Origin of the sequence: Hymenobacter daecheongensis DSM 21074 (assembly GCF_900141805.1) — a bacterium.
In the GTDB taxonomy this organism is placed as follows: domain Bacteria; phylum Bacteroidota; class Bacteroidia; order Cytophagales; family Hymenobacteraceae; genus Hymenobacter; species Hymenobacter daecheongensis.
Genome location: NZ_FQYN01000009.1, coordinates 26138 through 47459, shown reverse-complemented (window position 1 = coordinate 47459; position 21322 = coordinate 26138). Strand labels below are relative to the sequence as shown.

16 protein-coding genes are annotated in these 21322 nt (G+C 62.6%); 6 read left to right on the top strand and 10 right to left on the bottom strand.

Going from position 1 to position 21322, the window contains the following annotated elements; all coding sequences use genetic code 11:
* Nucleotides 1–16: 16 nt before the first annotated feature.
* From BUB62_RS16140 to BUB62_RS16130, 3 genes are all read right to left on the bottom strand, one after another.
* Nucleotides 17–1219, bottom strand: coding sequence for an ABC transporter permease (locus tag BUB62_RS16140; protein ID WP_073111873.1), 1203 nt, complete (start codon nt 1217–1219; stop codon nt 17–19).
* Nucleotides 1220–1264: 45 nt separating this feature from the next.
* A complete protein-coding gene (locus tag BUB62_RS16135; protein ID WP_073111871.1) occupies nt 1265–2524 on the bottom strand; it encodes an ABC transporter permease in 1260 nt (419 codons plus the stop codon).
* 112 nt (nt 2525–2636) lie between these two features.
* The gene (locus tag BUB62_RS16130) at nt 2637–3305 is read right to left on the bottom strand and encodes an ABC transporter ATP-binding protein (protein ID WP_073112101.1); all 669 of its coding nucleotides are present in this window, start codon (nt 3303–3305) and stop codon (nt 2637–2639) included.
* A gap of 373 nt (nt 3306–3678) precedes the next feature.
* On the opposite strand from BUB62_RS16130, the gene BUB62_RS16125 reads away from it, so the two are divergent.
* Complete coding sequence (locus BUB62_RS16125; protein WP_073111869.1) at nt 3679–4074, top strand: YybH family protein; 396 nt, start codon at nt 3679–3681, stop codon at nt 4072–4074.
* A 109-nt stretch (nt 4075–4183) separates the two neighbouring features.
* On the opposite strand, the gene BUB62_RS16120 is transcribed toward BUB62_RS16125, so the two are convergent.
* Both BUB62_RS16120 and BUB62_RS16115 read right to left on the bottom strand, forming a co-directional pair.
* Nucleotides 4184–5623, bottom strand: a complete 1440-nt coding sequence (locus BUB62_RS16120) for a TolC family protein (protein WP_073111867.1) — start codon at nt 5621–5623, stop codon at nt 4184–4186.
* 6 nt (nt 5624–5629) lie between these two features.
* Complete coding sequence (locus BUB62_RS16115; RefSeq protein ID WP_073111865.1) at nt 5630–6877, bottom strand: efflux RND transporter periplasmic adaptor subunit; 1248 nt, start codon at nt 6875–6877, stop codon at nt 5630–5632.
* 258 nt (nt 6878–7135) lie between these two features.
* Here BUB62_RS16115 and BUB62_RS16110 point away from each other — a divergent pair, with 258 nt between their 5' ends.
* A complete protein-coding gene (locus BUB62_RS16110; RefSeq protein WP_073111863.1) occupies nt 7136–8626 on the top strand; it encodes a nicotinate phosphoribosyltransferase in 1491 nt (496 codons plus the stop codon).
* 132 nt (nt 8627–8758) lie between these two features.
* On the opposite strand, the gene BUB62_RS16105 is transcribed toward BUB62_RS16110, so the two are convergent.
* The 5 genes from BUB62_RS16105 to BUB62_RS16085 all read right to left on the bottom strand — a co-directional run bounded on the left by BUB62_RS16105 (nt 8759) and on the right by BUB62_RS16085 (nt 15525).
* Entirely contained in the window at nt 8759–9337 is a 579-nt protein-coding gene (locus tag BUB62_RS16105) for a porin family protein (protein ID WP_073111861.1), read from the bottom strand.
* 63 nt (nt 9338–9400) lie between these two features.
* A complete protein-coding gene (locus tag BUB62_RS16100) occupies nt 9401–10240 on the bottom strand; it encodes an agmatine deiminase family protein (RefSeq protein WP_073111859.1) in 840 nt (279 codons plus the stop codon).
* Nucleotides 10237–10965, bottom strand: coding sequence for a hypothetical protein (locus tag BUB62_RS16095; protein ID WP_143164228.1), 729 nt, complete (start codon nt 10963–10965; stop codon nt 10237–10239). The genes BUB62_RS16100 and BUB62_RS16095 overlap by 4 nt, the downstream gene beginning before the upstream one ends.
* Nucleotides 10966–11311: 346 nt before the next feature.
* Nucleotides 11312–14467: a cyclic nucleotide-binding domain-containing protein gene (locus tag BUB62_RS16090; protein WP_073111855.1), complete on the bottom strand. Its 3156-nt coding sequence runs from the start codon at nt 14465–14467 to the stop codon at nt 11312–11314.
* 77 nt (nt 14468–14544) lie between these two features.
* Nucleotides 14545–15525: a YitT family protein gene (locus tag BUB62_RS16085; RefSeq protein ID WP_084539132.1), complete on the bottom strand. Its 981-nt coding sequence runs from the start codon at nt 15523–15525 to the stop codon at nt 14545–14547.
* 639 nt (nt 15526–16164) lie between these two features.
* Between BUB62_RS16085 and BUB62_RS16080 the strand changes: the two genes are divergently transcribed.
* The 4 genes from BUB62_RS16080 to BUB62_RS16060 all read left to right on the top strand — a co-directional run bounded on the left by BUB62_RS16080 (nt 16165) and on the right by BUB62_RS16060 (nt 21064).
* Nucleotides 16165–16704 (top strand): VOC family protein, encoded by a 540-nt coding sequence (locus BUB62_RS16080; RefSeq protein ID WP_073111853.1) that lies wholly within the window; start codon nt 16165–16167, stop codon nt 16702–16704.
* 48 nt (nt 16705–16752) lie between these two features.
* A complete protein-coding gene (locus BUB62_RS16075; protein WP_073111851.1) occupies nt 16753–17286 on the top strand; it encodes a hypothetical protein in 534 nt (177 codons plus the stop codon).
* A 153-nt stretch (nt 17287–17439) separates the two neighbouring features.
* Nucleotides 17440–19596: an ATP-binding protein gene (locus BUB62_RS16070; protein WP_073111849.1), complete on the top strand. Its 2157-nt coding sequence runs from the start codon at nt 17440–17442 to the stop codon at nt 19594–19596.
* Nucleotides 19597–20179: 583 nt separating this feature from the next.
* The gene (locus BUB62_RS16060; protein WP_073112097.1) at nt 20180–21064 is read left to right on the top strand and encodes a DNA/RNA non-specific endonuclease; all 885 of its coding nucleotides are present in this window, start codon (nt 20180–20182) and stop codon (nt 21062–21064) included.
* Nucleotides 21065–21322: the final 258 nt, after the last annotated feature.

The window sequence follows — 21322 nt, the reverse complement described above, 5'->3', positions numbered from 1 at the left end:
TCAGGGCTACCGTCGCCTATTCCTCGCGCAGGGCGGCGGCGGGCTGAATGCGGGCGGCCAGGCGGCTGGGCTGCCAGGCGCACACAGCCGTAATCAGGAACACGACCCCGGTGGCCAGCAGCATGGCCATACCATACACCCGCGGCGGCCCGCCGAAGGCCCCGAGCAGCGGAAACTGCACGGTCAGCAGCAGCCCGGCCGCCACGGCCAGGGTGGTGAGCACCATGGTTTCGAGCAGAAACTGGTGGCCGATGCCCCGGCCCGTGGCCCCCATGGCGCGGCGCAGCCCGATTTCGGCCCGGCGCTGGCTGATATTATACCACAGCACTCCAAACAGGCCCAGCGCCACATTCACAATCAGGAAAATGCCCACCACCGCCAGCGCCGCCAGCGGGGCCAGCGTCACGCGCAGCTTGTCGAGGCGGTCGGCTTCGAGGGTGCGCACCTCCGTGCTCCACTGCCGCGTGACGCCCGCAATGGTGCGCACAATGCGCTGCTGCAGGGCCGGGCCCTGACCGGGCGCCACCTTCACCAGCACCGCCGCGCCCTCCCAGTGGGTGGTGTCGTAGGGCACCAGGCGCAGCCACATACCCGACTGCGGCCCCGAAAAGTCGCTGCCGGGGCGCACGTTTTCCACCACGCCCACCACCTGATACTCTTCCTGGCCGGTGGCCTGAAAGCCCTGGTCGGCGGGCTGAATCAGCTGGCCCAGCACCGGCTCGCCGGGGGCAAACAGGGCCTCGCGCAGGTTCTGGGTGATGACGGCGGGACGGCGCGGGTTGGCATCGTCGCGGGCCTGAAACCAGCGGCCCTCGCGCAGCGTGAGGCCCAGCGTGGTGAGGTAGCGGTCGTCGGCGTCGTAGCGGTCCGTGATGTCCGATTTCCGGTTGCCGTGGCGAAACTCGCTGTTCATGGTGAGGAAGCGGAAGGGCGTGTTGGGGCTGCCCAGCGAGATATCGAGCACGCCGGGCAGGGCCCGCACCTGGCGCAGCACGTCGTCGAGTACGGGGCGGGGCATCTTCTCGCCCTGGGCGGCCGAGATGTTGAGCCGCCACACGTTCTGGTGCGCGAAGCCGCGGGGCAGCAGATAGTTCTGGCCGAAGGTGAAGAGCAGCGTGCCCACCCCAAACAGCACAATGAAGGAGAAGAGAATCTCGGAGAGCAGGAGCAGATTGGCCCGCTTGCGGTTCCAGATCAGGCGAAAAATATGGCGGAGCATGGCAGCAACAGCAGAAAGTGAGAGAGAAAAAACGGGTCGGCCGCGCTACTGCGGGCCGGTGGCCCCGCCGCGCAGGGCATCCACGGCATTCAGGCGCGACATTTTCCAGGCCGGATACACGCCGCTCATCAGCCCAAACACCGTGGCCAGCGCCAACGCCCAGCCGAAAGCCCGCCAGTCGAGCCCGAAATCGGCGTAGGCAAAGAGCTGGCTCTCGTTGATGAGGTGCAGGGCCCCGGCGGCCAGGCCCAGGCCCAGCAGCCCGCCCAGCAGCGTGAGGACCAGGTTTTCGACCAGAAACTGCCCCACCAGCGTGTGCGACGACGCGCCGAAGGCCTTGCGCACCCCAATCTCGCTGGCCCGCTCCAAGATGCGCGTCACGTTCAGGTTGATCAGGTTCAGGGCGGGCAGCAGCATAAAGAGCAGCGCCGCCACGGCACTCACGGTCAGAAACAGCGTCATGCCGTCGTCGGCGGAGGTCTGGTGGTTGGTCAGCTCGCGCACCAGCGTAGCCAGCGAAGGGTCGGCGTGGGCGTGCAGCTTCGCAATCTGCTTCGGGTTAGGAATCTCCACGCGGCGCATCAGCTGCTCAAACTCCTCGTGCATGGCCGACACCTGCGCCGGGCTGGCCGCCAGCAAGATGGGGTAAAACGAGCCATCGAGCCGCTGCTCGCGGGTGAGGCCGGGGCTGAGCGTGTAGGGCATCCAGACATCGGCCCCACTGTGCAGCCGCACGATGGGCACATTGGGCACCACGCCCGCAATGCGGTAGTGGTGCGGCCCTATTTCGATTTGCCGCCCCACTACTCCGCGCACGGTGCCGAAAAAGGCCCGCGCTGTGTGCTCATTCACCACGCACACGCGGTCGGTATTCTGCACTTCCCGCCCCGTGAAGGCCCGGCCCTCAATGAACTCGAAGTCCGTTACCTTCCAGAAGTTGCCGTCGGTATAGCGCACGTCCAGAGTCACGCTCTGGCTGTTGGCGAAGGCCGTGGTGCTGGCCGTGATGGAGGTGAGGCCCACCAGGGCCGGCGTCTTCATGGGCCGCACGTAGCGGTCGATGAAGTAGGCACTGAGCGGCGAGTTCATGGTGCCTCCCCCCTTGAATTCCTGCCGCAGCGCGGGCACAAACAGCATCTGCCTGATGCGCTTTTCGGGCCCGTGCTCCCCGGCAACATGGTCCACCATGGCCACCACCACCAGCAAGATCATCAGTGTGAAGCTGATACCAAACAAGCTGATGAAGGTGAAAAACTTGCGGCGCTGCAGCACCTTCCAGGCAATTTTGAGGTAGTTGAGAAGCATGGCGTTTTCAATTAAAAATTGAGAGTTAAAAATTAAAAGGATGAAGCCAAAAAGCGCTTTTAAAGAAGCTGTAAGGCGCTTTTTAATTCTTCATTTTTAATTTTTAATTGACCTACTGTACCTGGCTGCCGTCGAAGAAGCGGATGACGCGCTCGGTTTTCAGGGCCTGGTGCTCGTCGTGGGTGACCATGATGATGGTCACGCCTTCCGCGCGGTTGAGGGTGAGCAGCAGGTCCATGATTTCCTCCCCCATCACCGAATCGAGGTTGCCGGTGGGCTCGTCGGCCAGAATCAGCTCGGGGCCGCCGGCCAGGGCGCGGGCAATGGCCACGCGCTGGCGCTGCCCGCCCGAAAGCTGACTGGGGAAGTGACCGGTGCGGGCGCTGAGGCCCACTTTATCGAGGGCCGCGAGGGCCAGGCGGCGGCGCTCCTTGCCACTCACGCCGGCGCGGTAGAGCAAGGGCAGCTCCACGTTGTCGAGCACCGAGAGGTCGTTTATCAGGTGGTAGCTCTGGAAAACGAACCCGATTTTCTCATTGCGCAGCCGCGCCAGCTCCTTATCCGAATACGACGTAACGGGGCGGCCCTCGATTTCCACGGTGCCGCTGGTGGGCTCATCGAGCAGCCCGATAATGCTGAGCAGCGTGGACTTGCCGCAGCCCGACGGCCCCATGATGGACACGAACTCGCCCTGCCCAATGGTCAGGTTCACGCGGTTCAGGGCCACTGTTTCGATGGTTTTGGTCTGGTACACCTTCTCAATGTCGGTGAGGCGGAGCATGACCGGGGCGGCAGCGGCCGCGGGGGCCAGGGCGGAAGGTTGGGCGGCAGCAAGATTCATGAGCGGAAGCAGTTTAGGAGGAGATGGCGAAAGGAGTGTCCGGTTTTGCGGGCCGGGGCCGCAGATTCAGGAGTAGTCAGCCAAGCGCTGTGCCAAGTGTAAAAAGCACTGTTTTTCAACTCATTGGGGCATTAAATGCAAAATAGCCCGCAGTAAATATTGTCCGGAAGCGGACAACGTGTTCGGATGTGGGAGGTGGGCCGGGCGTTTTCATCACGAGGAAATGGCCGCGGCCGCCGAGCACTTTTTATTGCTATGAAATATTATCATCTTACAGTTACAGGCGCTCTTGCCGACCTAAAACCCTTTTCTTATGCTCACCACAGCCACCAGCATCCGCGACGAAATCCGGCGGGCCAACGACGCGTTTGAAACCAGCTTCGCGCAGGGCGATGCCGCCGCCATTGCCGGCCTCTACACCAGCACCGGCACGCTCCTGCCCACCGGCATGGACATGATTCAGGGCGCAGCCGGCATCCAGACGTTCTGGCAAAGCGCCATGGCCATGGGCATCAAGCAGGTGAAGCTCAAAACCCGCGACATCGAGGAGCTGGACGATACGGCCATTGAGCTGGGCACCTACACCCTCTTCGCCGCCAACCACCAGCAAGTGGACCAGGGCAAATACCTGGTCGTCTGGAAAGAGGAAGCCGGCCACTGGAAGCTCCACCAGGACATCTGGAACAGCAGCGTACCTGCAGTGAGATAGTGAAATGGTGAGATGGTGAGTTTGATGTTCTGCCTGCGCTAACTGCGCCGTTTGCGCCATATGCGCAGACAGCACATCAAACTCACTATCTCACCATTTCACTATCTCACTACTTCAGCCCCTCCTGCCGCTCGAAATCATACAGTGTGAGGGCGCGGAGGCGGTAGTGGGCGACCCAGGCGGCGCGCAGGGCGGCCACGTAGGCCCGCTTCGACTGATCTTTCTCGGCCAGGGCAATGTTGAGGTCGGTGAGGCTGATGCGGCCCACTTTGTAGGTGGCCTGGGTAATGGCGTAGCGGCGCTGGGCCAGCGAATCGGCTTGGGCGGCCAGGCCGAGTTGCGCGTGCAGGCTGCCAAGCTGGGCGGCCTGCAGCGCCACGGTCTGCTCGAAGGTGGCCTGCTCCTGGGCCACGGCGTGCTGGGTTTGCCGGCGGCTCAGCTCGGCGGTTTTCACCACCGCTTTCTGCCGGCCCCAGTCTACCAGCGGCAGCGCGAAAGCCAGGCTCACCTGCTGCTGGTTCTGGGGGCTGTTGTAGGTGGTCCAGAAGTCGGGGGCGCTGTTCACGTAGCCCAGATTGGCCTGCAGCGTAGCCTGAAAGCCGGTGACGCCCTTGGCCAGCGCCACGTCGCTTTCGGCCTGCAGCAGGCGGCGGCGGAAGGTCAGCGGCTCGCGACGGTTCTGGCGGGCCTGGGCCAGCGCCTGCTCCGGGCTTACCACCAGCGCGGGCGGCGCGGCGGGCACGGCCAGCACCAGGGTTTCGGCGGGCAGCCCGGTGTAGCTCTGCAGGCTCAGGGCGGCGCTTTCGGCATCGAGGCGGGCCTGGGCCAGGGCCCGGCGCGAATTGAGCAGGTTCAGCTCCAGCAGCAGCAGGTCGTTTTCGGAGAGGCGGCCCAGCCGGAACCGCTCCTGGCCCAGTCGGTACATCTCCTCGTTGGCCCGCACGTTCTGGCGGGCCACGTCGGCATTCACCTGCTGCAGCAGCACGTCAAAATACAGCTCGGTCACGCGCTGGGCAATGTTTTCGCGCTCCTCCACGTATTGGCGGCCCGCCTCCTGATACCGCAGTGGCTCAATCAGGCGGTTCCAGCGCAGGGCGTTGTAGCGGCCCAGCGGCTGGGTGAGGCCCAGGCCCACGGGCTGGTTGTTGTAGAGGCGGGCGCGGCGGTTGAAATCGTCGAAGCGCTGCACGGCCGAGGTCACAAACAGCTGCGCTCCGGTCGGGCCGATGGCCTGGGTCAGGGTCAGGCCCGCGTTGGCGTTGTTGATGCGCACGGCCCGGAAATCGGTGGTGCCGTCGGGCTGCACCACGGCCGAAATCACCCGGCTGTAGTTGGGCAAAGTACCCTGCAGGGCCAGCTGGGGCCGGTAGGCGGCCTGGTAGGCGCGGTATTGCCAGTGGCTGGTTTCGCGGCTCGCCACCGCCTGCCGCGCCGCCACCGACTGGCCCAGCGCCAGTCCGATAACGGCGGGCAGCGTCGTATTGGCCTGACCAAAAGCCGCCGGCGCCAGGCCAGACAGCGCCAGAAAAACAAGGAACAACTGTTTCATGGCGGGCTATTCGACGACGGTGAGGCGGGGCGTATCCAGGTGGTCTTTCATATCGCTGACCACGATTTCGTCGCCGGGGCGCAGGCCGCTGGTTATCTGCACCCAGTCGAAGTTGCTGTCGCCGAAGCGCACGGTGCGCCGCTCGGCTTTGCCCTGGCGCAGCACAAACACTGGCTGCTCTTTGCCGCCCTGGTAAAACGGGCCGTTTTTCACCCGCGGCACGCCGTGGTGGGCTTTGGTCACCACAAACACATCGGCGCGCAGGTTGGCGCGCAGGGCTGGGTGGTGGCTTTCGGCCAGGCGGGCGTAGAAGGTCACCACGCCCTTATCCACGGCCGGGCTGATGGTGCTGATGGTGCCGCGCAGGTCGGTGCCGTTGGCCCGCACCACCACCGCGTCGCCCAGGTGCAGGGCATCGGCATACGTGTCGGAAATGGTGGCCCGCACCCGGAAGCTGCTCAGGTCGGCCACGCGGGCCAGCGCGTCGCCCTGCTGCACGGTGCTGCCCAGGTCCTCGTTCACCCACGTCAGCACGCCGGGCTGCCGGCTGCTGATGTTGGCTTGGCTGAGCTGCCGGGCCAGCTCCCCGATGCTGCGCTCCTGAATCTGCATGGTGAAGCCCAGCTCGCGCACATCGGCGGCGTTGGCGGCGCGCTGGTTGCTGATCTGCTCGCGCAGGCGCTGCCATTCCAGCTGGGCCACTTTCAGGCTCAGCTCGGCCTGCCGCACGCTTTCGGCCGTGCCGCCCCCTATCTTGAGCAGGTATTGCTCGTCGCGCAACGCCGATTGCAGGCTGCGCACCTTCACCTGCTGCACTTTCTCCTGCGACTGAAGGTCGTTCAGGGCTTTTTCCAGGCTCAGCCGTAGTTGGGAGCTGCGGTTGCGGTTCTGCTGCTGGCCGTCCTGGAGCTTGGCCAAGGCACTATTGGTCAATTCTTTATCCAGAGCCAGAATGGTTTGCCCCGGTTCCACCTTCTCGCCCACCTGCACCAGCACCTGCCGGATAGTACTCTGAATGGGGCTGGTAATGACGGCCTCGCGGCCCGGAATAACAAGGCCGGCCGCCGTGAGCGAGGCCTCCACGTCGCCGGTTTCGACGGTGGCCGTGAGCAGCCCGGCGCGGCTGATGCGGGGCTGCAGGGCCGTGCGAAAGGCCAGCAGCCCCGCCCCCGCCAGCGCCAGCGTAAGGAGCGCCAGCAGCCACCGGCGGCGGCGGCGGCGCATTTGGATATCGGCAGAAATAGCTCTGTCCATTTTTGGGGAGAAAGATGAAGGATTTCACCCATCTCAGCCAACGGCCGTGCCATTATTACAACAAGCTATAAAACAGGTAGTTGCGACTAAAATTTTAAATTTAAGCCGGCCGATTACTGTCCGAAAACGGACACAGTGTTCGGATGCGCCGGCCGCGTGCTACCGGGCCAGACAGCGCTGGGGCCGCCGCCCGCGTAGAGGCTTTTACCAGGTGGCCCGTACCTTGGCCGCCCGCTCGCTCACGTTCCGCTTTCGCGCATGAATCCAGCCCCGCTTTCCGGCCTCTACGCACCGTCTCTGGCCCTCGTCACCGACCTCTACCAGCTCACGATGGCCTACGGCTACTGGCAGCAGGGCATGCAGGACCGCCAAGCCGTGTTTCATCTCTACTTCCGGCGCGCCCCGTTTCAGGGCGGCTATGCCGTGGCGGCCGGCCTGGCCCTGGCCGTCAACTGGCTCGAAAACTTCCGCTTCTCGGCCGAAGACCTCGACTACCTGGCCGGCCTGCGGGGCAGCAAGGGCACGCCGCTTTTCCCGCGCGAGTTCCTGGATTACCTGCGGGATTTGAAGTTCACCTGCGACATCGACGCCATTGCTGAAGGCACCGTGGTGTTCGGCAACGAGCCGCTGATTCGGGTGCAGGGGCCGCTTTTGCAGGCCCAACTGCTCGAAACGGCCCTGCTCACGCTGGTCAATTTTCAGACGCTCATTGCCACCAAAGCCGCCCGCATCCGCGAAGCGGCCGGGCCGACGGACCAGGTGCTGGAATTCGGGCTGCGCCGCGCCCAGGGCTTCGATGGCGGCCTCGGGGCCAGCCGCGCCGCTTATCTGGGCGGAGTCGATGCCACTTCCAACGTGCTGGCCGGGCAGCGCTACGGCATTCCGGTGCGCGGCACCCACGCCCACAGCTGGGTGCAGGCATTCGGCGACGAGGAAAAGGCCTTCGCGGCCTACGCGCAGGCTTTTCCCGACGATTCGGTGTTTCTGGTGGATACCTATGACACGCTGGAAGGCGTGCGCCACGCCATCAGCGTGGCCCGCCGGATGCGGGCCGACGGCCACGAGTTGGGCGGCATCCGCCTCGACTCCGGCGACCTGGCCTACCTCAGCCGCGAGGCCCGCGCCCTGCTCGACGAGGCCGGCTTCCCCAACACCCGCATCGTGGCCAGCAATGATCTGGAGGAGAATTTGATTCTCAGCCTGAAGTCGCAGGGAGCCCGCATCGATACCTGGGGCGTGGGCACGCAGCTCGTTACGGCCTACAACCAAGCCGCGCTGGGCGGCGTGTATAAGCTGGCCGCTCTGCGCAAAGCGGACGACTCGGACTGGGATTTCACGCTCAAGCTCTCTGAGCAACTCGTCAAAACCAGCATTCCGGGCATTCTGCAGGTGCGCCGCTACCTGACCGAGTACGGCAAGCCCCGCGCCGACATGCTCTACAACACGGCCGAGCCGCTGCCCGAAAACCTCACGCTGGTAGACCCCGCCGACTACACCCGCCGCCGCGCCGTGCGCCCCGAGGCACAGTATAAGGAGCTGCTGGAGCCCATATTCCGCAACGGCCGGCGCGTGCTGGAGCTGCCCACGCTGCCGGAAAGCCGCGCCCACGCCCAGCGCGAAGTACAAAGCCTCGACCCCAGCATCCGCCGCTTCCTAAACCCGCACACCTACCCCGTGGGCCTGGAGCTGACCCTGCACGACTACCGCGACCAGCTGATACTGGAGAAGCGGCCGTTGCGACCGGCGTAGCCAGTAGCCGGAATGGCCGTTCGGCGACGGCAGCTTTGCTGGGTGGTAGCGAGCAGAAGTACGAGCCGGTCCGGCGGCTTTTTCAGCCGTCGGGCCGGTCGCCGTAAGCTGATGTTGTTTTATCGGTGCTGGTTACTTGCCCGGAAGCGCGTAGCTCAGCTGCAGTTGATACAGTGTATTGCGCGGCCCATCCTCGCTGATTCGGCTCAGGTCGTTGGCGTAGCGCAGCGTAAGGCCCAGGCCCATCGGCAGCTGGTAGCCCACCCCTGCCACCGCCCCTACTACCAGGCGGTTGTAATTGTCTATGTTGGAGCCAATACCGCCAAATGCTTCCTGGCGGTCAGCCAACAAGTAGCTGAGTTGGGGACCGGCTTCAAATACGAATCCGTCGGCGTTGAGCTTGGCCAACACAGGTAGCTCCAAGTAGTGCAGCCGGTTTTGGTAAGTGGTGCCTTGAAAGCTCGTTTCCGAGCCTTTGGCGGAGTACAGCAATTCCGGTTGCAGCAAAAAGAAGCCATCCTGCAACAGCGGGACCTGGGCAAATACGCCCGCCGTCAGCCCCAGTATCCGATCAGGCCGCGTAATATTCTTTATGTAGGTAGTGCTGTAATTCGCGCCGGCTTTCAGGCCGAAACGCGTGCTTTGCGCATAAGAATGTGAGGGCAAGCTCCCCAGAATCAGAAGGACACAGGGTACAGATAGTTTTTTCATGGATGCAATATAGAGAGGCTGCTTAGGATGTGGCACCGGAGCGGCCGCTGCGGCCGGCGTGAGCTATTCACACTCAGCAGTCCAGGTTATGCAATGCAGTAGTCCGCCTTCCCGCGCCAGTTCGCGGCATTGGATGGGCTGAATGGTATGCGTCGGGAAAACCCGCTCCAACTGACGCAAGGCCGCTTCATCTTCATGCTGCCCAAAAACCGGAGCCACTATGGTGTGTTTCGTGCGGAGAAAATTGATGTAAATACCCGCCGCGTCAGTCAGGCTCACATTGTGATAAGGGTTGTAAGCCAATGGAATCCAATCGAGTCCGGCGGCATATAGGGCGGACCGCAGTTGCGGCCAGAAAGCAGTTTTTTCCTGGCTGTAATCGTTGAGCAATACTGTGCGCTCATCCAGAAAATGAAGCATACCATCAGCATGGCCCGTGAAATCGACTGGGTCAGCGGGCAGCAGAATCAGGTGATCTGTTTCCAGTTGCCGCGCCAATTCGCGCCGGAGCCGGGACGGTGAAATCTGTGGGTTTTCCCGCACTACTTTATCGGTGAGCAGCACTTTGCCGGCTCCGCGCACTACGTTTCCGCCGTCAATGGTCAGCGTCGATTCCTGGGCCGCAAGGCTCAGTTCCTGGCATACGGAAGTGGCATTGGTAATGAGATGTTGCCATTTTTTAGCTCGCAGATAATCCGGAGCATAGCGAAAGCGCACCAGTTGGCCCGACGGAACCGGCACAGGCATATAGTCGCGAGCCCAGATATCGCGCGTGCCGGGCAGCAGCCGGCTGCTGAGCCCACTGGCCGAAAGAGCTGCCACCAGCTCCCGTACCACGCTGGTATGGCGGCCTGGTAATATATCGGCCAGGTATACCATTCCGGCTTTGGTCGCGTCGCTCATGCTAAGTCTGTGGGAAAGTAGCCCAAAATAGCCTTGGCCTGTTCCTTTGGCATCAGAAGTTGCCGAACTATCTGCGCCCTATCCTTTAGGGTAGCCAAGTACTGCTCCTCGACCAGAAAGCGGTAAGACCGCAGCAGAAAATCGGTATCATCGGCCTGCTTCCGCAACTCGTAACGCGCCACCCGCCAAGGCGTTTGAGTCAGTAAAGATTCTGCTCCAGCCGCGGTCAGATAAAATCCTTGTTGGCTCCCCTCGAATACCCCGTCCAGGCTGGCAACCAGTTCCCGCAGCACATTGCGTGGCCCCGCGATGTATGTTTCTTCCCCAGCTTTGGCTTGCTGGCTTGGTAGGCGGCGCAGTCCGCGCAGCAAAACACCGCCCCAAGTACCTTGTGTTTTGCTACCAAACGTGAAGTCGAGGCAGTCTGCGTCGTTGAAAGACCATCTGCCATACTCCTGCTGCTCACGCGCCCGATGAATGTAGGGGTCGTGATGCCCGGGCCCCCAGTAGTACAGTTCCAACTCCGTAACTCGATAAGCATAGCTACCGGAGCATAACACCAGTTTATTCTGCAGCAGATCAGCAATACTGGCCAGCAGGCCATCCAGGTCGGGAGGCGTGGTTTCAGGCAGCTGCCGCAACACATAATTCAGTCGCACCAGCGGTGATTGGGAGGCTTGCGAGGGGTGCGGCATCTGTTCATTTCTCTTGATAGAAGAGTCCATAAAATTGGGGCTATCCGGTTGATTGATGCCCCAATACTCTGGCATTCCAGTCGCGAAACCTACGCTTTTACTATCTTTTTATCTTGCTGTAATACAATTACTAATACAATACATACAGTAAATACACTTGCTATAACAGCAATTAGACTCGTTTCCGAGTAAAGAAAATCGAGAAAAAGGCGGTCATGCTTCATCTTGTGTCCGCGAAGTCGAAGTATCTCGCGTGCTGACGTTGGCTTACTACTCACACGTCAGCACGCGAGATTCCTCGGCTTCGCTCGGAATGACACGTTCTTCCGACTTTCTAAATAGCTTCTATTGGAAAGCCAGCGCCCTACTTCCCTAACTACGCCGGCTGCCCCACCGGCTCGTTCTCCGGCTCGGCGGTGCGCTCATTCTGCCGGCGCAGGCGCTGGCATAGCTCGTGCATGATGCTGCGCACCACTTCCGCGCAGTTTTCGGTCACGTCGTAAAAGTCTTCCTGGTCGATGCGGAAGGCGCGGACGGAGTGCAGGGCCACGGCGGAGGCCGAGCGGGGCTCGGCATCGAGCAAGGCCAGCTCGCCGAAGAATTCGCCCCGGCCGAAGGTGGTGAGCAGCTGGTGCCGGTTGAAAATCCCGACCTCGCCCTCGTAGATGATAAACAGCGAAGTGCCCAGCGTGCCTTTGGCGAAGATTTCCTCCTCCGGCCCAAACGTCACCTCGTGCATGATGGGCACGATGGTGCTCAGCAGGTTTTCGGAGGTCTGGCCGAACAGGGCCGTGTTTTTCAGCATCCGTACGCGCTCCAGAAACGAGACGGGCGACGCGGCAGCCGGGTCGGAGAGGGGGTGCGCGGCCAGCGACGGGTAGAGCAGCATCAGCTGGTCGTAGGCGGCGGGGCGCTGTAGCGGCAGCCGGCGCAGCAGCGCCCCGGCCGTTTCCTGAATCAGCGGGTCGGAAGTTTGCAGGTGCGGATACAGATGGGCTACGGTGGCGGGCTCGGGGTGCCACTGGCGCAGGGCCACCCCCACCGTCCAGGGCGAAAAGGCCGCCGTGCCGCGCCGAACGATGGTGGTCAGAATGGGCTCGGGCTGGATAGCGGGACCCAGCAGGTCGTCGAGCGTGCGAATCTTCTCCGCGAGCCGGCCCACATCCAGCAGGGCCTGCAGGCCCTGGTAGAGCGGCCGCGGAATCAGGTGTTCGAGCACTTCCAGGGCCAGCAGCTGCCGCTCGCCGCTGGCGTGCGCCAGGCCGCGCTGGGCTTCCACCAGCGGCGGGCGCTCATACAGCTGCATCAGCACGGCCAGCACGCGCTGCTGAATTTTGTGCAGCTCGTGGCGCAGGGCCGTGCGCAGGTCGGCGCTGGCGGCCACCATGCCGTGCAGCAGGTGCTGGGCCAGCCGCATTTCCTCTTCTACCAGCCGCTGAAACATAGGCGCGTCGGTGGGCACCGTGGGCAGGCTGCTCAGCGCCCGCAGCGCCGCGGCCCGGCCGCACAGATTGGCATCCTGCACCAGCTGCAGCAAGAGCCGCCGGCCGGCCGGCGTGCCCAAGCGGGCGCACACCTGCGTGAGGTGGCGCAGCAGCCGCTCATTGGTTTCGCGGGCCAGCACGGTCTGCAGAAAAGGCAGCGTGGCATCACCCATCCGCACCAGGCTATCGGCGGCGGCGGCGCGGGTGGTTTTGCGCTGCAGCAAGCCGATGAGTGGGCTGGTCAGGACGGCGGGGGAAACGGCGGCGGCGGCGGCGGTGGCCGCCTGCACCAGGGCCGGCTCGCGGCTGCTCAGGCCGCTGGTCACCAGCTCCACCTGCTGCGTCGGGGTCAAGAAGCGGATCAGCTCCAGGGCCTGGCGGTGGTGGCTGGCATTGGCTGCCACCGCCGCCAGACTGGCCTGCGCCATCACATCGGTCGGGGCCAACTCCAGCCGGCCCCGAATGGCACCCTTGCGCACGGTTATGTCGGGGTGTTGGAGCAGGTCGTCGTTTTCGGTATGGCGGCCGGCCAGGCGACAGGCCATTTCCCGCACGGCGGGGTCGGGGTCGTGCAGGGTGAGGCGGCGCAGCAGGTCGGGCCCTACCTGGTGGCCCACCAGGATGAGCGTGCGGCTGCGCACCTGGCTTTCGGGGTGGGTAAGCAGGCCCTCGGCGTGCCGCACGAGCAGCGGAGCCTCGGCGCGGTGCAGGTGCAGCAGGGCGCTGAGCGCATCGGTAGTCGGGGCCGCCTCTCTTTGGGCCGGGTGCAGGCCGAGGGCTTGCTTCAGAGCCAGAATATAGGCCCCGTAGGCCCGCTGCAGCAGGCCTAATGCCGCCAGCAGACCCACGCCCATTACGGCCAGCGCAGCCCACGGCACCGCGCCCGCGCCCGGCCGCAACGCCAGTAGCAGCAGCCCGCCCAAGCCCAGCCCCAGCGGCTCGCAGAGAGTGCGCAGCAGCGTGTGGGCCCGCAGGCGACTCAGGGGCGGCAGCGGCTGCAGCAGCACCAGAAAAGCCGGCTCAAACAGCGTGCGCCGCAGCACTTCCAGGCCCAGATACAGCCCGCCGAAGTACAACATTTGCCCCGCCGCCCCCACGCCCAGCGCCCGCAACGTCCCAAACAGCGCCACACCCGCCAGCGCCACCAGCGGCAGGCTCCGCAGCATGCGCCGCACGCCCAGCTGATCGGGGCCGCGGCGGGCTGCCAGCAGCCGGCCCAGCAGCGCCAGCAGATACGTGAGGCCCAGCACGCCCCCTAGGTATTGAATCTGAGTGGCGGCCTGGGTGAAATGCTGCGCCAGCCCCACGAAAAACAAATACTCTACCGCTACCGCTACTCCGGCCAGCGCCAGCAGGCCGAGGCCCATGTAGCGCACCAGCGGCGGGCTGCCCACCAGCTGCTGCAGCAGGCCCGGCGCGGCCGGCGGCGGCACCGGGCGGCGAACGGCGGCCAGCTGCCCGAAGGCGCGGCGCTGCAGGTAGAGCGCCAGCAGATAGGCCCCAAACGCCGTGAGCAGCAGCCAGTGCACCCCAAAGCGCAGGCACAGAAACACGCCCAGCACGGCTCCTATGCCCCGGGCAGGCATGTCGCCGGCGCTCAGGGCCCCGAACAGCCGCCGCCCCTGCCGCACGCTGAACATTGCCGCCGACATGCCCCAAAAGCCCAGATTGGTAAGCAGGTAGATGACGCGGTAGCCGACCATGACGGCCACCGCCGCCGCCACGCCGCCGCCCGACGCGGCCACCACGCTCAGCACGGCCGTGAGCACCAGCGTGGCCAGCAGCGTGCGCACGGCCAGCTTTTGCAGCCGCCACTGCTGCTCGTAGTGCGCGTAGGCGCGGCCCGCTACCAGCATTGCCGCGGCCCCCAGGCAGTAGGCCAGCGGCAGATTTTGGGCCGGCTCGTCTCTGAGCAGTAATACATTGGCCGCCACAAACACCAGCATGGTGCCCAGGCCCAGCAGCAGATTGTGCAGAAAGAAGAGCAGAACGGTTTTCGTCTCATTGGGCCGCACGCCCAGAAAACGATACCATGTGTTTGTGTTCATCGTGCCTCCCGTCTTGGTTTCGCCTTCCCTCCTGCCCTTCCGGCTCCCTCAGCGCCAGCCGCGCCGATGGGCCGCGCTCAGTGCAACGCTCGTTTCTTTATCAGGCCGCCGCGCGTGTCGCTCACGCTTTGCATCACCACAAAGGCCTGCGGATCAATGTTATAAATCTCCCTGGTGAGGCTGATAACTTCCAGCCGGGTAACCACCGTGAAGATGGCTTCTACCTTGAGGTGCTGGTGCCCGTGCGAGCCGTAGCCCTGGGTGCACTCAAACACGGTGGCCCCGCGGTGCAGCTTGTCGGTTATCAGCTGCCTTATTTCGGTGCTGTGGAAGGAGATGATGGTCAGGCTGGTGTATTCCTCAATGCCGACCAGCACAAAATCGACGGTGCGGGCCGCCGACAGGTAGGCCAGAATGGAGTAGAGCGCCGTTTCGACGGACAGCAGCCAGGCCGCCACGCTGAAGATGATGATATTGATAACCAGGATGATATCACCAATAGAGCCCGGCAGCCGGCGGCTGATGTAGACGGCCAGAATCTCGGTGCCATCGAGCACGCCACCGCCACGCATGGCCAGCCCCACGCCCGCCCCCAGGAAGAAGCCGCCAAACACGGCAATCAGGAGCTTATCGTGGGTGAGGGGCGGAAACGACACCACCAGCAGCGCCCCGGCCAGGCACAGAATGGTGAGCAGGGTTTTGAGCGCAAACGTGGGCCCCAGCTGGTAGTAGCCCAACACAATGAAAGGCAGGTTGATAACAACAATCAGCAGGGACAGAGAGACCCCAGTCAGCTGACTGACCAGCAGCGAGATACCCGTCACGCCGCCATCAATAAAGCCATTGGGCAGCAGGAACCCTTTCAGGCCCAGCGCGGCCAGAAACACGCCCGCCAGCAGCAGCAATAGCTGCAATACCCGCTGCCGGAGCAATGCTGCCGGCGAGGCAGCCGGCGGCGCGGCCAGCAGCGGCCCCAGGCCGGCGGGCAGCGGCAGATCCAGCGGCGGAATAGCCGGGTTGGCTGATGGGGGAGCCGCCTTTAATTGGTCGAAAAGCATAGCGCAGATGCGAGCAGAGCCGAACTTACCAAATCAAGAGCCGGGGGCCGCCGCAACAAGAGCGGGCGGCGCGGGCTACGCAGTACAAACCCAGCGGTGCTGGTCCCGAAGACGCCTGAGCGGCCCACTTCTTTGGAAGTGGAGCCGATGTCAGGCGCTATGCTATTTCACGCTCAAACCTTCCATTCGTCAACTTTTCCTCCTTCACTTTCTGCTCTCCTATACGCACAAATCCCTGGTTGCCAGCAGGGTAAAGCAACGCGAATTAGCACGAAGCCTTTTTCGCTTTCAACCTACTAATATGCAAAAAATAAAGCAAAAATTTATAATAACACCTGAAATAATTGCTCTGCTACGGGCCGGCTACTGAGCTGTGACAAGCAGCCGGCACCGGGCCGGCGGGGCGTACAAACCAATTGCTATGGCGGTCAGTAACAAAGAGTTGTTTCTACTGTTGAGGCTGCAAATATTGGGCAAAAATTCTATATATCATATTTTTTATTAACTTGATCCTACGTCGACCTGAACCGTGCGCGGAGCGAGGATTCCGCGGCCCTTCTTCATTAGCCCTGGAGCGCGTCTGGAATGGCGCAATGGCCATAATCGCTTGTCAGCTTTTTCCCTCTTATTTCCTGGCCCATGAAGAATGGTTTACTGGTAGCCCTGCTCATCGGCCTGTTGCTGGCAAGCGGCAGCAGCTTTGCCCAAAACACTCCCCGATTTATGGCTCAGAAAACGGTAATTTATCCCGTCAAAAATCCGGCGGACCTGAAGGCGACTATCGCCTGGTATTCGGCTTTTTTCGGGCAGGAGCCCACAAAAATCAGTACGGCGGAGGCCAATCCGTACGCGGTATATCAGGTAGATGGCATTGAGGTGCGGCTCGAAACGGACCCCAAATTTCTGCAGCTCAAGGAAACCGTTTTCTACTGGGTGTTGCCCACGCCCGACGACGTGGAAAACAAGTTCAACACGCTGAACGCGAATCCGGCCAACCGGTTTGAGGGCGTGCTGTTTCGGCGAATGCAGAAAATTGAAGAGCACGCTCCGGCCCGAGGCACCGAGGGCGCCGTGGCGGAAGTACGGGAATTTGTGGTGCTGGACCCCTCCGGCAACCCGGTGGGAGTGATTAACAACCCCATCTACCCGCCGGCAAAGCCAGCCGATGACGATAAGTAGCCAAGCAGGAGCAGGTTTTGATATTCCCTCACTTAACGCGCATTACCCATGAAAAACAATCTATTGGCAGCCGCGGGGCTGGCTGCTTTCACGGCGTTGGTGGTTAGCCGGCGCAAGCACAATGGGGTGGCGGAGCACGAAGGGCTTGCATTTAAACCCAAGCTAAAAGGCAGAAAAGGGGTTATCTACCCGATTCCTGAAGGCAAGTTGGAGCCCGCTATCATCTGGTACAATGCGCTGTTGTCTGAGCCCGATGGACCCAGAAGAGGCTCAAAAGATGGTTTTGAGTACGCTGTGTACAAGCTTGATGATACTGGTGTACGGCTTGATACAAACCCCAAGTATCCGAAACTTAGCCAGGCCACTTTCTACTTGTCATTGAATACGGCAGCGGAAGTGGCGACGTTATACAGTGAGTTGAAGGAATCTAACGCCCGCTTCGCCGAAGATCTGAAACCTATAAATATCCCTGACCTTAAAGGCCATAATGTCCTCGCCCAAGCAGTCAATGTGTTCGTGGTGTATGATTTGGAGGGGAACCGGGTTGGAGTTACCAACAATCCGATTTATCCGCCGACTTAAAAACAGTCCGGCAACGACACCGCAGGCCGACCAGCATGGAATAAGCACACCGGCTTTTTCTATGCTGAAAATCGCAAAGCCAGCTAATTAACAACCACTTATCCCCCACCCTATTCGCACTATGCCTGCTCCTCCTTAGCACCTTTTGCTCCAATGAAACTTCCCCGAACGATACTGCTGGCGCTGAGCCTGGCGCTGCTGGCCGGGCCGGCCCCGGCCCAGAGCCGGGCGGCCGATAGCCTGCGCCGCCTGCTGGGGGCCCAGCCCCGGCCGGATACTACGCGCGTGCGCCGCCTGCACGCCCTGGTGCTGGAGCTGGCGGCTGTGGATGCGCCGCAGGCCATCGGGCTCAGCCAGCAGGCCCTGAAACTCTCGCGGCAGCTGGCCGATACGGCCGGTATCGGGCGCAGCCTGTTCTGGCTTAGCATCCTGCACCGCCGGCAGGCCGAATACGACGCGGCCCGGCGCTACACGCTGCTCGCCCGGCAGCTCTACGCCCGCCGCCACGACCGCCGCCGCGAGGCCAAAGCCTGCCTGGAGCTGAGCCTTATCGACCTGATGCAGAGCAACCTCACGCCCGCCCTGAGCTGGGCGCTGCAGGGCCTGAAGCTGGCCGAGCAAGCCCAGGATTTGGTGATTCAGACCCAGCTGCGGGCCACCATCGGCAGCATCTACTCCAAGGTGGGCGACTACAACAGCGCCATTGCGGTGCTGCAAACCACCCTGCGCGACGGCCGCAGGTTGGGCGACCAGCAGGTGGAAGCCGCCGCGCTCAGCAGCCTGGCCAGCACCTACCAGCTGCAGCAGAAATGGCCCCAGGCACTGCGCCACTACCAGCAGGCCGTGCTGGTAAGCCGACGCATGGGCGACGTGAAAAACGAAACATCCAATGAAATTGGGCTGGCAGAAGTATACAGCCTGCAGGGCAACCAGGCCCAGGCCCTGCGGCACGGCTACCGCGCCCGCGCCCTGGTGCGCATCCACCACGACGACTACAACCGGCCCGGCGTGGAGCTGATGCTGGCCCGCTCGTTTCTGCTCAGCCAGCGCCCCGACAGCGCCATTGCCCTGGCCGGCCACGCCCTGCGCCTCAGCCAGCAGAGCCGCAGCAACGGCACCATCAGCGGGGCGGCCAAGGTGCTGGCACAGGCCCACGCCGAGGCAGGCAATTTTGAGGAAGCTTACCGGTATCAGAGCATGTTTGCGGCCTACCAGGATACGCTGGCGGGCGAGGAAACCCAGCGCAAAACCAGCGCCCTGCGCTACGGCTACGAGCTGGACAAAAAGCAGAGCCAGATTGCGCTGCTCAACAAAACCCGCCAGCTGCAGGCCCAGACCAGCGAGCGGCAGCGCCAGCAGCTGTACGCCCTGCTGGCCGGCCTGACGGGGCTGCTGCTGCTGGCTGGCCTGCTGTGGCGCAACGTGTATATAAAGCAGCGGGCCAACCGTAATCTGAACGAGAAAAACGCCCAGATTGCCATGCAGCGCGACGATCTGACCAGGGCCCTGGCTAGCCTCAAGGCGGCGCAGAACCAGCTTATTCAGCGCGAGAAGATGGCCTCGCTGGGCGAGTTGACCGCCGGCATTGCCCACGAGATTCAGAACCCGCTCAACTTCGTCAATAACTTCTCGGAGGTGAGCGTGGAGCTGGTGGCCGAGTTTATGGAGGGGCCGTGGCAGCGCCTGCCCGAGAGCGAAAAAGCCTATGCCACCGAGCTGCTGGATACGCTGACCGAGAATCTGCAGAAGATAACGCACCATGGCCATCGCGCCGACAGCATCGTGAAAGGCATGCTGCAACACTCGCACACCAGCGTGGGGCACCGCGAAACCGTTGATTTGAATGCCTTGGTGGCCGAAAACCTGCCGCTGGCTTACCAGAGCTTCCGGGCTAAAAACAAGTCGTTCCACGTCAAGCTCACCTCCGACCTGGATGCGCTGGTGTCCAAGGTGGCCGTGGTGCCGCAGGATATCGGGCGGGTGCTCGTCAATCTGTACATCAACTCATTTTATGCCCTGCAGCAGCGCCTCAGCAAGCACGAGGCCGGCTACGTGCCCGAGCTGGTGGTGCACACCAAGCGCGTAGACCATCAGGTGCAGATTGAGGTGCACGACAACGGCCTGGGCATGAGCGCGGAAGTGCAGCGCAAGATCTTCCAGCCCTTCTTCACCACCAAGCCGCCGGGCGAAGGCACCGGCCTGGGCCTGTCGTTGAGCTACGACAGCATCGTGACCGGGCACGGCGGCACGCTGGCCGTGAGCAGCCAGGAAGGCCAGGGCACCGACGTGACCATCTGCCTGCCCGCCTGAGCCAGGCCGCCGGGTGCCGACCATGCCTGATACCGGCGGGCACGTGGCGTTGCCCACGGCACTATTACCAGCTTCCGGGCAGGGCTTGATGATTGTATTCAGGCCACATGCTGCCCTCGTTGCCTGGCGGACTGGCCGCATGGGCATGGCCAGCGCGGCAGGGTGGCGGCGTGGCCCGGCGCAGATCATCAGGCTTTTCGCCAATGCAGTGGCTGCCAAAATGCTACTCAGCGCTAGCGGGCCGGGCCGGGCCACAGCTCAGCACGCCCGGCTGGTGCCGGCGGCATGGTGAAGTGGCCAGCTTGGCGGCTGCCAAAGCGCCCGGTTATTGGCAAGGCGCAGTCAGCGGCAACAGATGATTATCAACGCCAAAAATGCCATAATCTTATATAAACAATATATTTTATTTTTTTCATCTTGCTAATACCATATGCCGGCGGCAAAACACCAGGCAATGGTAATATTCTGGTAACCTGTTTCTTTTTTCGCTCTGCCATCTTTGCGGCAGATTTCGGCTACCAGCCTGCTCCGCTCTTCCGCTCTTTCTTTTCACACCTTTTCCGCAACCATTCACCCCTTTCGTATGAAGCGTACCCTCTACCGAGTACTGAGTTTCTGCCTGCTGGGCACCCTGGCCGTATCGTGCGCCAAAGACGAAACCGTGAAACCCGGCCCGCAGGCCGTAGAGCAGTCGGCAGATGCCACGGCCACCCGCGACAGCCACCTAGCCTTGGGCAACCCCAGCGGAGCCACCACCGATGCTGCCAACTACACCAACTACCTGCTCTCCAAAACGCAGTATGCCGCTTCCTATCACCGCGACCGGGGCATTCCGAACTGGGTGAGCTGGCACCTGAGCAGCGCCTGGCTCGGCACCACGCCCCGCCAGGATAACTTCGCCTCCGATGCCACGCTGCCCACCGGCTGGTTCCGCGCCACGAGCAGCAGCTACACCGGCTCCGGCTTCGACCGCGGCCACAACTGCCCCTCAGCCGACCGCACCGGCTCGGTAGCTGACAACTCGGCCACCTTCCTGATGACCAACATGATGCCCCAGGCCGCCAACAACAACCAGCGTACCTGGGCCGGCCTCGAAAACTACTGCCGCACGCTGGTAGATGCCGGCAATGAGCTTTATATCATCTGCGGCAGCTACGGCACCGGCGGCACCGGCCTGAACGGCTACACCACCACCATTGCCAGCGGCAAGATAACCGTGCCTGCCAACTGCTGGAAGGTGATTGTGGTGCTGCCAAACGGCACCGGCGATGCGGCCCGCGTGACCACTGCCACCCGCGTCATTGCCATCAACACCCCCAACACCCAGACCGTAAACACCGATTGGTCTACGTACCGTACCACGGTCGATGCCATTGAGCAGGCCACCGGCTACAACCTGCTGTCCGCTGTTTCCTCCACCGTGCAGAGCACCATCGAAGCCCGCGTCGACAACGGCCCGACGAACTAATGCGGGGCTGAGCCCACTATTTCCGAATGAAGATGCCCCGGTTGCTATGCGGCGGCCGGGGCATTTTGGTGCCTCTGGAGGCTGCGCACATAAATATGAATATTATATAGACCTTATAGTGAATCTATTCGCCGCGGAATCGTATATTTAGAAGTGCGTGAAGCAGATTAAAAAGGTGATTATGAACAGGAAAGCCGCGCTGCAACGCGGCTTTCTGCGTTTTTAGGCGCTCCGGAGCTAACCCACACATCCTTAATG